This is a genomic window from Magnetospirillum moscoviense, assembly GCF_001650635.1.
GTDB lineage: Bacteria > Pseudomonadota > Alphaproteobacteria > Rhodospirillales > Magnetospirillaceae > Magnetospirillum > Magnetospirillum moscoviense.
In genome coordinates this window covers 1-12,053 of the sequence record NZ_LWQU01000136.1, presented here as the reverse complement: position 1 = coordinate 12,053, position 12,053 = coordinate 1, and the positions used below count along the sequence as shown (strand labels likewise).

Here is a 12,053-nt window from a genome sequence, read left to right as displayed (position 1 = left end):
CTCCTTACGCCGCCGACAGGAAGGCGACGACTTTCAAGATGGTGGCCGGCTGCAAATCATCGCCTTCGACGCGGATCGGCTTGGACTTGCTCCAGCCCAAATCCTTGCCTTCGATCACACCGGCTTTCAGGGTCGGGGCCTGGTCGAACCGAGCAGTGTCGAGACGGCGGTGTTCGACCAGCCGGCCGTTGACCCGGAAAGTGCCGGCATTTTGCACATGCACCGCCCATTTCCACACCCGAGCCATGGTGCCGACCAGGGTGCCGTCGGCCAGTTGGGCTTCGACCGGCATGGTCTCGACCACCCACGAGAACGGCAACGCCACCTCGATCGACGCGGCCGGGGCGTCCAGGGTGATGGTGCCGGCGGCGACGGTGAAGGTGCCGGCGACGGCGCCATCGGCAACGACGCGGACGGCATGACCATCGAACAGACCCAGGCCGGTCCAGGTGGCGGTGGGGATTTCGGCGGTCTGGCGGATCGAACAATCGCCCAGGGCCGCTTCGTCCAGCGTTTCCAGGAAGTAGCGGGTGGTGCCGGCGATAATGCGCTTGGTCACCACATAAACGGTGTTGCCGACCACCGCGACATCCAGGAAATCGCCATCGGTGCGCCACAGCGCCCAGGCGGTAACCTTTTCGGCGCGGCGCGAATGCAGCACCGCCATGGTGCCGTCGCCGTTGACGACATACATGTATTGCGCGGTGTTCGACCCCGAGCCGCGCCGGGCCGACATCGCCACCGGCGCGTTGATGGTGGTGGCGGAAAACAGCGCCAGGTCGGAACACAGGAAGCGGCTTTCCGAGGCTTCCTCGTAGACCAGTTCATAGATGCTTTGGTGCAGATCGTCGTCGCCGGCCGACACGAAGGCGACGACGCCATCGGCCTCGACCGGCGGGATGGCCGAACATTTCACCCGGGCGATGCGTTCGGCATCGTAATTTTCCGGGGTGGTCGGGCTTTGCGGAACGGCGAATGGGCCGCCGGTGGTGGTGACGATCAGACGCGAGGCGGAAATGCAGCCGACCGCCGCGTTGACGCCGTCATCTTCACACGACAAATCGGCTGCTTCGTCGGCCAGGGCTTCGTCAGATCCGAAAAAATCGAACGGGGCATTGACCCGCGAACACCAGCCGTTGGCCGCCAGCGCCGTGGTTCCGAACAAATGCAGGCGGCCTTGGCGGAAGGTGCCGACCGACGGCCAGCCGCGCGCATCGGACCAGGCCGGTTCCTCGACCGACCAATCGCCGGGCTGGACGGCATTGGTGTCCTTCAGTTCGTCCTTGATATCGACGGTCACCACCAGGTCAGACGCCTTGGCGGTGATGATGCCGTGACCGGTGGGCAGGCGGACGGTCCAGCCAATATCGACCGGGGCGGCGAAATCGGCCGAACTCGATGTCATGGTGGCCGACCCGGTCTTCGCCGACGGCGTGACGGTACCGGCGGTGTCGGCGCCCCACTGCCAGGACGGCGGGTTCTTGAACGAAACGGTGTCGAAGGTCCAGCTGGTGTGGCTGCCCTGGCGAAACAGCTTGCGGGTGGCCACCAGTTTGTGCAGCAGCAGCATGGTATCTTGCGATTGGGTCCAGGCGAGGCCGGCAAGCTTGGCGGCATCCCATGGCGTTGGACTGATTTCGTGCACCTGTTCGCCGTCGTGGAACAGGCGGATCAGTCCGGGCAGAAAAACCATCAGATAGCGCGCGGCGGTGCCGGCCTCGAACGGGGCCAGGCGGAAGCCGGTGGCGGCCTCGGGGATTTCGGCCCGCATGGTGAAGCCGGGGCGGCGATCCAGCCCACCCAGGGCGCGCGGCAGCATGTTCAGCACCTCGGCGCCGCCCTGGTAATAGGCCTTCATGTCGGCCCGCGCCGCCATGTCGGGGTCCAGCCGGCCCAACGGGAAGCCGTAAACCTGGAACGGCGCCTTCATGACCGCACCTCGACCAGCGGGAAGCTTTCGATGGCCGACGGGCTGTGCTGTTGGGCGTCGATGGATTTGGCGCGGCGGAATTCATCTTCGGCCTGGCCGAACAGGAATTGAGCGCGCGACGTGCTTTCGGTCAGCGGGATGCAGAACTCGGCGGCCAGCCGGGCGATCAGCGCCTGATCGAAGAAAGGCGGGAAGTTGATTTCGTCGGGGCGGTAGACATAGGTCATCACCACGTCGTCGGCATTGGTGTGCAGGCGGTCAGCCAGGATGCGATAGGTCAGACCCCGGCCGCGATCGACCCCGGCCGACAGTGCCCGCAGGAAATCGGCCGGCAGCTGGAAGGCGTTGTCGAAATCCGCCACCGGGCTGGCCACCAGCCGGGCCAAACTCACCTGGCCGGTGGCGAAGGTCCAGTTATGCGACGACAGCAGGCCGTCGCGCACCGACGGATACAGATTGCCCGCCACCTCGCTTTCGGCGGTGCCTTCGTCGAAGCTGGCGATGGTGCCGCTGCCGATTTTCAGCAGGGCCCGCGAACACAGCGCGATGGCGGACAGGGCCATGTCACCCCCTGGTCAGGAAGGTCATGGAGCGATGGCGGACCTTGACCGGCACCGGCCGGTGAGGCGCACCGGGTTCGGGAACCGGGGCGTCCATGCCGGCGCCGGACAGGGCGAATTCCTTGAAATCCGGGGCGTTCGCCACCGGATCGGAGGAAACGCCCCCGGCTTGCGCCGGGGGCTGGGGCTTGCGGCCCATCAGTCGGTATCCGTGCCGCCGACGGCGACCATGTCGCCGACATCGACCACGCCGGCAGCGTTGGACAGCACGACGAACAGGCCGTGCGCCGGGGTGCCGTCGGTATCGACGTTGGCGACGATGAAATCGCCGACCCGCAGCATCCCCGAGGCCTGGTTGAAATAGCCTTCGGTATCGACGGTGGCGGCGGTGTCGGTGGTGGTGTAGTGCCACATCGTAAAGGCGTTGGCGCTGGACAGCACCGACAGGTTCTTGGACAGGTAAGCCATATTCGGGGTCCCTCTAGTCAGATTGGCGGGCCTCCTTATCCTGCCGCTGGGGAAGCCAGCGGCAGGGGAGGGGCGCTAGGCTTCCAGGCAGCGCAGGCTGACCACGCCAGTGGCGTCGATCAGGGCGGCGCCCTGGCTCATCATGTTGTTGACGAACCAGGCGACACGGTCGCCGTGATAGGTGATTTCCGACTTGACGTCGCAGCCCGAGGCATGGCCGATGGCGGTCTTGTGATACCAGTAGCAATGGCGCACGGTGCCCGACTTGGTCAGGCCGGAATGGGGCATCCACAGGGTTCCCAGCCAATGCTTGGCCTGGGCGCCCTTCCACGGCAGATCGTCGGAACCGACATAATCGGCGTCGGCGAATTCCTGGATCTGCAAAAGGTCCGACCATTGCTTCCAGCCGACCACGGCGGTGCGTTCGCCGTCGTCGGGAATGTCGGCGTTGCCCAGCATTTCCAACCCAAGCAGGACCTTGGCCTTGGTCAAGGCGGTGGTGCCGTCCAGGGCGTAGTTGGTGGACTTGTCCAGTTCGGTGATGATCAGTTCGTCGGTCTTGCGGCCCAGCGCGTAGGCGCCGGCATTGACCAGCACCTGTTCCTCGTTGACGTCGGCCTTCAGCTGGTCGAGCTTGTCATTCCAGTCACCGGCATAATAGTCGTACAGCTGGCATTCGACCGCTTCGTGATCGATATTCATCACCGGCACCTTGCCGTGACGGCCCTTGGTGCTGGCCGACCCCTTGCCGACCTTCTGGAATACCGCGATGGCGCCATTGACGTTGTTGCGGGCACGCACGGTATTGCGCAGCTTCGAGCCCTGTCGCTGATACGCGACATGGACCTTGTCGCCATATTCCTTGGAATAGGCATTGATAATGGAGGTGCTCATATTTCGGCCTTCCGTTCCTGTTGGTCCCAGGGCCGGAAATGCGAAACCCGCAATACCAGCCCAGCTTGCCCCGTAACGCCAGGGCCGGCGGGCAGGTACTGCGGGTCGCATGCCTCGATATGCCGCAGGGGCTTTCGCCCAAAAAACCACCTGTCGGCCAAGGCCGGCGGGTCCGGTGGAGGGATAGAGCCGCTGAAAGGGACGCTACGCCCACAAGCACGTCGGATGCGTCAGGAACGTTTTCCTGCTCAGCCAACCCCCTTCATGTCGCCGTCATCGCCATAGGTCCGGCTGTAGAAATCGCGCACCTGTTTCTGCTTGGCCGGGTTGGTCAGATAATCCTTGTCGGCCATCATCTTCCGCACGTCGTCGCGAGTGATGCTTGGCGGCAGGGCGGTATTGCCGCCCGGCGCGACGGCGCCGCCGGCCAGGGACAGGCGCAGGGCGTTAAGCTTGGGCAGGGCGGTGGCGGGGATGATGGCGGTTTCGTTGGCGGACAGGCCCAGCACCTGGCCGAACCACGCCTGCAGCTCGCGCACCTTGTCTTCCGAGCCCAGCACCTTGACGGCTTCGGCGACGGCTTGGCTGGTCGCCTCGGCTTCCAGGCGCTTCAGTTCTTCACCCAACATGGCGTCGCGCTTGGCGGCCATTCCCAGCATGAACTTGACCTGGGCTTCGCTGAAGCCGTTGGCCTTCAGGCCATCCAGGAATTCGCCGCGCAACGGGGCCTTTTCGTCCAGCAGATCGGCGAAGCTGTCCTTGGCCTCGGCCGGCAGGGCGGCGGCCAGGTCATAGGCGTCGGGCACCTTAGGGATGGCCGACAGCTTGGCCCGCATGTCGGCGTTGGCCTTCAGCACCGCTTCGGTGTTCAGGCCCTGGCCATCCCAGAATTGTTCGGGCACATCCAGATCCTTGTCGCCATAGCGGACGACACGGCCGGCCGGCGCCGGGGGCGGGGCGGCCGGGGTCTGCGGCGGTGTCGCAGGGGCGGCGGGGGGCGGGGCTTCGGCGGCGGGCGGGGCGGCCGGGGCTTCAGGGGCGGTGATAGCGATATCAGCCATGTTTTCCTCGTTCGATGGTGGTGGTGATGTGGTTGAACAAAGCGCGCTTGCCTTCCTGCGCCCTTAAGGTTTGGTCCGAGGCGTCGGCCAGGATGGTGCGCAGGGTCAGCCGTTCCAGTTCGGCCAGGACGACGCGGCCGTCGGCGGTGGCGAACAGCCGGGCAAAGGCGCTATCGACCGTGCGCTGATCGGGACGCGGGCTCATGACGGGGCCATCCCGTCGGCCAGTTGGCCGGCCTGGCCCAGCAACTGACCGCCGGCATCGGTCGAGGCCAGCTTGGCCGAGGCGGCAACCCCTTGGCGCAGGCCTTCCATTCGCAGGGCTTGGTCGCGTTGAGCGGCTTGGGCCATCGCCTGCTTTTCCTGGACCGAATACAGCAGGTGGTCGGGGAAGCCGGCATTTTGCAGATGCTCGCGCACCAGATCGCCCAGCTTGACTTCCTGCTGGACGTGGTTGGGGGCGACCATCGCCACTTCGGCCAGGGCCTGCAGGCGTTGTTTGGCTTCGGCCTGGGTTTGCAAGGCGACCAGCGGATTGGCCGGAACCGGCTTGAGTTCTGAACCGTCGGCGGTGAAGGTTTCCAGCCCGTAGGGGGTGCCGATGAAGGCCGGCTGCGACAAGATATCGACGATACGGCGCACCAGGTACCAGTCGCATTCGAAATAGATGCGCTGGTGTTCCGGCACCTCGATCGCGGCGCGGTCGCGTTCGGCCGACAGGAAGGCATAGGCCACCGGCCGGTCCTGATCGAAGCCGGGCAGTTCCTTACCCTTGATCGCCTCGTTGATGTTGCCGCGCAGATCGACCAGCACCAGTTGCGACACGTCGAAATTGCCCGGCGACGTCAGCGGCTGCAGGCCGGCCGACCCCACCGCCTTGGGGATGATGGTGCCGGGCACCAGCTTGATGTTGGCCGGGTTCAGCACGCCGTCATCGTCGGCCTGCCAGATGCCGGTCACCGCGATGGTGGCGTTTTTCAGCACCAGTTCCACCACCTTGTCGGCGGTTTTCATGTCGGCCCGGCAGCTCATCGCCGGGCCGCGACCCATGGTTTCGCCGGTATATTTGTCCATGCGGAACGGGATGATCGGTTTCGAGGCGAAGCTGACCTGGTGCACCAAATGTTCGCCATCGGCGACATAGACGCGGTATTCCCACCTGCCGGTGTCCGATCGGAACAGCTGGCATTCCAGGATTTCCACCTCTTCGTCGGGATCGTCGGCGCGCTTGGTCGCCCAATTGGGCACGGTGTCGAATTTGCCCTGCGCCCAGATCAGCTCGGCATCGGGACGGGTGACCGATCGCTTGCGGAACACGTCTTCCAGCACGCCGGTAACCGGGCTTTCCAGCCCGGCCCACTGGCTGACCGGCAGGGCCTCGAACACCAGCGGCCGGCCGGACGGGTCGCCGGGATTGACGCTGATGCAGCCGGTCGATACCAGGCAATCGCGCATGGCCTGAGCCATTTCCAGGTGGAAGTTGGAATTGGTCACCGCCTGGTAGACCCGAAGCGCATTGCGGTGCAGGACGGCGCGGGCCGCGTCGCGCTGGTCGGGGGGGATGTCTTCCAGCGGCAGGCCGGAATATTCGAAATCCCACACCACCGCGAACGGCGAATAAAGCGAGCCGTGCATGCGTTGCGCCCGTTCGCGCAGCGCCCGCACGCCGGTGTCGTCATAGGTGTGGGTGTCGGTTTTGTCGCCTTCGCCGCGCACGCCGTCGGGATCGCCGCCGGGCAGACACAGGGCGTAGGTTTCCGACAACACCGCATCCCATTTCCGGCGCCGTGAAAAGGCGGTGTCCGCCCGCTGGATGACCGGATCGCGGGCTTTCGCCCGCTGGCCGGCCGGCTTGGATTTGCCGTTCGCCATGGTCTAGCCCCCGATGGTGTCTGATGGGGCCGCGGCGGCGGCCGGCGTCGGCGCCGGGGCGGCGGTGAAGCGCACCCCCGACATGCCGCGCCGGGCGCCACGCATGGCCAGGCGTTTTGCTTGGTTCTCGCGTTCTAGCCGCAGGCGATCTTCCTTTTGCTGGGCCAGTTGGGCTTCCATCGCGCTGTTGTCGGGTTCTGGTGCTTTGCCGCCCCCGCCGAATAATCCACCCATGTCGCATTCCTTTCGCTTCAGGTGCCGATAAAGCTGATGCGGCGTCAGGGCCGGGCACGACAGCCCCAGCACCGCCTTGACCACCGAGACGCAGGTGCGCGGCCCGGGAAACAACGTTCGGGGCAGGCGCACTGGGTGCGCCCAAACGAACGAACAGAGGCCGGCCGCCGCTTGCGCCTCGACCCAGGTTCGCGCCTCGGGGGCGGCCAGGGCGACGTTGACGGCGTGCGACAATGGGTCGATCTGGACCCAGCCCTGAAAGGCCGGCGACAACACCGGGACCAGGACATGGCAATGGCGAAAGCCCGGCCGCAGGAAGGTGCGCAGCGCCCAGTCGATCAGGCGTTCGTGCAGCGGCAGGGCCAGACCGGGCGGGAGCGGGGCCGGATCGCAGAACACCACCAGGTGGGGGAGGGGGGCGGCGGTCATCGGCGACCTCCGAACACGGAAAAGCCGGTGTCGGCCTGGATGGGGGCGGAGAAGCGCGACTTGGCGCGGCCCAGGGCGTGGACATGGCCGCCATCGCCGATGGTGACGTACTGTTTGGCGTCGTGCACATGCGACCAGTCGTTCTTTTCCGGCCGATCGTCGAAGCGCGCGCCGCCGGCCACCGCCATGCGACGATAGCGATAATGCGACAGGAAGCCCTTGACCAGCACCCTGCAGGCCGGCGAACACAGATAGGCCGGGGTATCGCCGTCGATGCTTTCCAGCAGATCGCGGCGCACCGCCTCTAGCCGGATGGTCGGGTCGTTGCTGGGGGCCGGCAGGAACGTAATGCGCGCCTCGTTCGAAACGATTTCCAGCCATGACCGTTCCTGCTCGTCGTCGCGCGCCGCCCAGCTGGCGGCCGGATCACCCCAGCCTTTGAAGGCGAGGCCGGCAAAATCACGGTCCAGGAAATCACGCAAGGCGCGGCCGAAGCGGGTGGCGCCCATGCCGTCGGTGACAAGTTCGGCGATCGTGCGGCGCTGGCCTTCGGGGGAAATTTGTTCCAGCACCGCCGCCGGGGTGCGCCCGCCGTCTAGCCCGATCAGGATGGGAAGGCCCTTGGTCGGCCGCAGGATGGTCGGCGCCAGGTGTCGCCGCTCGGAAAATTCCGGGTAGACCGGCTTGCCGTCGCGCGAATAGCCGAACTGATTGTGGATCATGCGGCGCATCCACCAGTCCGGCTGGCCCATCATGGCGCGCTGGTAGTAGCTTTCCGGCAGGTTGGCCAAATTCTCGGCGCCGGCTTCCAGGCCGCCGGGCTGGCGGAAAAAATGGTGTCCCTCGAACTGTTCGTCGACGAAGCGGCGATAAACCCAGTTGTCGGTGTCGGGGGCGTTGAACGCCATCCACACGCCGGACCAGGTGGGGCCGGGGAAGCCGTTGGCCGGGTCGGTCTTGGGATAACGACCGGCGCGGCTGATGGCGTAGATCAAAACCTCTTCGTCCAGGGTGTCGGCTTCGTCCAGAAAGAAGCCGGTGACTTCCAGGCCGCGCAAAGCCTCTTCCGCCGAATTCTCGCCGATGGCCAGGAACAGCACCTCGCATTCCACCGTGGTGCCATCGGGAGATTGCGGCCGAAAGCGCAGGATGTGCTGGGCCGGCTGGCCGCCGGTGCCGCCCTTCCAGTCCCCCAGCGACTGGGGCACCCAATCGAACCACGACTTGATCAGCGTGCGTTCCAGATCGCGATACGTCTTGCGGATGAAGGCGAACCGGGTGCGCCTGACGCCGTCGGGGTCGGGATTTTGCTCTCGGGCGATGTAGATCGCCTTCATCAGCGCCGCCGATGTCTTGCCACCGCCGATCGGCCCCATGATGGCCGTAATCATGGCGCGATGGCTGATGAACGACGCCGAGACCGGCCCAGCGGGGATGAAGGGGCGGGATAAGCTCATCTCCATACCTCGCACAAAGAAACCTTGAACCCAGACCCCAGCCCATCCCCAGCCCGCACCCACGCCCGGCTCCGGTTCGGTTCGGCTGGGCTGGCCAAAGGTCGGAGCATTTTTGTGCCACCCGTGCAGGAAATGACTGGGTGATTGGGGGGGGCGTCGGCCTTGATTTTTTCCGCCTCTGACGGCTGGTCGGCCGGACGGTCGGAGGCGGATCGGATGACACCGTGAGTTCGGATCATGCGCGATGCCAGCGAAACCGCCGCCTTGACAGGACCGTGCGCCATCCGTGCGCCATCGCATGCGCCTGTTCCGCTGCTGTTCACGTCGCGTTCACGCATCGCAGTCGCCTCCGATGTCAACGGCGACCACGTCGGCCAGCGGCCCATGGTCGATGACCTGGCCGGCCGGCGCCATGCTGGCCAGCGCTTGACCGACATCGGCCAGCACCAGCATCGGCAGGTCGCCCTGGACGTTGACCGCCACCGGCATTTTGGAGTGCACGTACGGCAGAGCCAGCGCCATGCAGTGCGCCTGCCGGTCGAAGGCTTCCAGCTTGGTGCAGCCCAGCTCGGCAGCCAGGTCGGCGGCCGACCGCGAGAACGTGGCGAAGGCACCTTCCAGCGGATCGCGGTAGCGGTGCTGCAGGTACTCGACCATTTCCTTGGTGCGACGGTTGCGCGAGCCCTTCGGCCGCCCGCCCTTGGCCACCGCCTGCATGATGGCCGCCGCCCGCTTGGTCAGGTCGCCGCTCGGCAGGTCGGCCAGCGCCTCGGGGTCCAGCAGCGGCAGCGATGCCTGCATGGGCTCTAACTCGGGCTCGCGGTCATCCGCCGCCTGCGCCAAAACCTGCGTCACACCTGCCCTCGGGTCGCTCATAGCATATCCTCCGGTATTTTACCCACCCCAGCCGACCAAACCGGTTTGCCCAGCGGTTTGGTCGCGGTTTGGTCTGCGGTTTGGTGTCTAAGTCTGTGAAACATAAGGATAAATTACCTATTCATATCCAAACCAAACCACCAAACCGCCATTTCCGAACGCTACACATGCGCGCACCCCCGCCTGCGCATATGCACATGCATGTGTGTCCTGTTTCGCGGTTTGGTCGGTTTGGCGGTTTGGTTGCCGCTAATACACTGATTTACAACAATAAAGACCAAACCGCCCCCCAAACCCACAAACCAAACCGCCCCCGCATCCAGGCGCCTCGCCTCGATTTTTTCTCGGAAAAACAGGGTCGGGGTCAGGGTCATGAATGGAAACCTTCAGAGAGGGCGAAGGGGTCAGGGGCCTGACGATGGTCGGCGGATGCGGTGTCGGCCGCGCTCCGGTCGCTCGCATAAGGGTCAGGGTCACAGACGGCAGCCGCCTGGACGGGCGAGCGCCCTGCGGCCGACGGGTCGCTGCGCTCCCCCTGCTGCCCGCCGTCCGGCGGGCCTTCCTGGCAATAATGAATGGGTACCAGCACGGCCTTGTCCGCCCCGCCGCAATGGAACGAGACGTTGGCGCAGGCGCCGTCCAGGCTGGCCAGCTTGCCGACCCACGAGCCGGCGCCGCGCCGGGACTCCCAGGTGCTGCCCTGGAACAGCTTGGCCACCTGCTGGTGACGATAGGCCACCCACAGGTACAGTTCGGCCCTGGGATTGCCCTTGTCCTTCGGGTGCGGCCGCACGTCCAGGCCGAAGGTCCGCAGCACCTCGCGCACGTCCTTGGCGCCCGATTGCTCGCCCTCGCTGATCTGCCTGTTGGTGGCCAGCTTCTCGACCCAATGGCCGACGGTAAAGGACTGACCGCCCTGCTTGACGTCCAGCATGCTGGTCAGCAGGTGCAGCAGGCAGGTCTTGTTGGCGGCCAAGTCGGTGGACAGCTCGGCCAGCTCGCTGGCCTTCATTCGTTCGCCCCAGGCGGCCAGCTCGACCTCGGTCGGCATGGCGTCCGACAGCACCAGGTGGGCGCAGGCCAGCTGGGTGCCGAACAGATCGGCGCCACGTCCGCTGTGACCGGCGGCCTTCATGGCGCCGCGAAACGCCTTCAGCACCGCCGGAAACCGATGCCAGTTATCGACCACGCGCCGCAGCAGGCGGCGGCCCAGCGGCTCCATCACCCGGCGCATGATCACCTTGTCTTCTTCCGGCGGCACCTTGGCGTCGTCCGGCAAGGCATGGCCTTCCAGCGGCCCCAGCACGCCGACGGCGATGCGCGACAGATCGGCGCCGTTCAGCCCCGGCATGTTGATGGAACAGAACAGATAGGGCGCGTTCTGGAAGAACTCGACCGGCGTGCCGTCGGCGCCGCCCCGGCCGATCACCGACCCCGAGGCGGCGGCACGGGCCAACTCCATCTGCTGCTTCAGCTTGGTGCTTTCCTCGTCGGGCTCGGCTTCGTCGATGCCGACGGCACGGCTGTCGCGGCCGACCTTCTGATAGATGTACGCGCTGGTGGCGTTCTCGATCTTCAGCATGAAGTTGCCCAGCAGGCAGTAAATCATCATCAGCATCGTCGATTTGCCGGTGCCCCGGTCGCCGACCGCCCAGAACAGCGGATGCCATTGCACGCTGGCCCCCAGGAAGCTGGCGACGACAAATCCCAGCAACAGCCACGGGTCAACGTCGGGCCTGGCCCAGTTCCATGACCGGAAATAGGCCAGCACCTCTTCGGCGGCGCCGATGGCGCTGGCAGGCTTGGCGGGATGGGGCAGGACCGGCCGGGTCGGATAAATCCATCCGCCCAATTCGCATGGATCGTATGATGCCGGCCGTCCACCGTCCGCTGGCCACACCCCGATGGCCGAGCCGAAATGCACGATCAGCTCGCCATCGTCGCCCTTCCAGGCCCCGGCGCAGCGCACCTTGGTATCGGGATCAAACACCCCCTTGCGCACGCACGCATCCATCAGTGCCGATCCGCATTCCTCGGGCCGCCAGCCGGTCGCTTCCCAGGTGCCATCTTCGGTCTGCTTGGCGCGCGGCCAGTTCAACAGCAGATAGGCGGTATCCCCGAACAGCGATTTCAGGGTGTTCTGGCCATGCTTTTCGGCCGAGACGCGGCGCAGCTGACCGATGCGGTCCATATAGAAAAGGCTCTATTCGTGAATCGTATTGACGGTCACGCCCCCATGGCGGCGGCGAGGCAATATCGCGCGGTCGGGTCC

12 protein-coding genes are annotated in these 12,053 nt (G+C 65.7%); all 12 read right to left on the bottom strand.

Annotation, left to right across the window (positions count from 1 at the left end; translation table 11 throughout):
- Window positions 1-4: 4 nt before the first annotated feature.
- Entirely contained in the window at window positions 5-1,930 is a 1,926-nt protein-coding gene (locus A6A05_RS09950; protein ID WP_068500060.1) for a phage tail protein, read from the bottom strand.
- Entirely contained in the window at window positions 1,927-2,493 is a 567-nt protein-coding gene (locus tag A6A05_RS09945; protein WP_068500057.1) for a phage connector family protein, read from the bottom strand. Before A6A05_RS09945 ends, A6A05_RS09950 begins: the two co-directional genes overlap by 4 nt.
- A 1-nt stretch (window position 2,494) precedes the next feature.
- A complete protein-coding gene (locus A6A05_RS09940) occupies window positions 2,495-2,689 on the bottom strand; it encodes a hypothetical protein (protein WP_068500053.1) in 195 nt (64 codons plus the stop codon).
- Window positions 2,689-2,958: a hypothetical protein gene (locus A6A05_RS09935; RefSeq protein ID WP_068500050.1), complete on the bottom strand. Its 270-nt coding sequence runs from the start codon at window positions 2,956-2,958 to the stop codon at window positions 2,689-2,691. The genes A6A05_RS09940 and A6A05_RS09935 overlap by 1 nt, the downstream gene beginning before the upstream one ends.
- A gap of 75 nt (window positions 2,959-3,033) precedes the next feature.
- Window positions 3,034-3,852 (bottom strand): phage capsid protein, encoded by an 819-nt coding sequence (locus A6A05_RS09930; RefSeq protein ID WP_068500047.1) that lies wholly within the window; start codon window positions 3,850-3,852, stop codon window positions 3,034-3,036.
- A gap of 248 nt (window positions 3,853-4,100) precedes the next feature.
- Window positions 4,101-4,913: a capsid assembly protein gene (locus tag A6A05_RS20825; RefSeq protein WP_068500044.1), complete on the bottom strand. Its 813-nt coding sequence runs from the start codon at window positions 4,911-4,913 to the stop codon at window positions 4,101-4,103.
- On the bottom strand, window positions 4,906-5,118 hold the full coding sequence (locus tag A6A05_RS09920) for a Bbp19 family protein (protein WP_068500041.1): 213 nt from the start codon (window positions 5,116-5,118) through the stop codon (window positions 4,906-4,908). The genes A6A05_RS20825 and A6A05_RS09920 overlap by 8 nt, the downstream gene beginning before the upstream one ends.
- Window positions 5,115-6,785 (bottom strand): portal protein, encoded by a 1,671-nt coding sequence (locus A6A05_RS09915; RefSeq protein ID WP_068500037.1) that lies wholly within the window; start codon window positions 6,783-6,785, stop codon window positions 5,115-5,117. The genes A6A05_RS09920 and A6A05_RS09915 overlap by 4 nt, the downstream gene beginning before the upstream one ends.
- 3 nt (window positions 6,786-6,788) lie before the next feature.
- Window positions 6,789-7,448 carry a hypothetical protein gene (locus A6A05_RS09910; protein ID WP_068500033.1) on the bottom strand — a complete coding sequence of 220 codons (660 nt, stop codon included), beginning with the start codon at window positions 7,446-7,448 and terminating at the stop codon, window positions 6,789-6,791.
- Entirely contained in the window at window positions 7,445-8,905 is a 1,461-nt protein-coding gene (locus A6A05_RS09905) for a terminase family protein (RefSeq protein ID WP_156520996.1), read from the bottom strand. The genes A6A05_RS09910 and A6A05_RS09905 overlap by 4 nt, the downstream gene beginning before the upstream one ends.
- Before the next feature lie 330 nt (window positions 8,906-9,235).
- The gene (locus A6A05_RS09900) at window positions 9,236-9,760 is read right to left on the bottom strand and encodes a hypothetical protein (protein WP_156520995.1); all 525 of its coding nucleotides are present in this window, start codon (window positions 9,758-9,760) and stop codon (window positions 9,236-9,238) included.
- Window positions 9,761-10,151: 391 nt separating this feature from the next.
- Window positions 10,152-11,972, bottom strand: coding sequence for a hypothetical protein (locus A6A05_RS09895; RefSeq protein WP_068500022.1), 1,821 nt, complete (start codon window positions 11,970-11,972; stop codon window positions 10,152-10,154).
- Window positions 11,973-12,053: the final 81 nt, after the last annotated feature.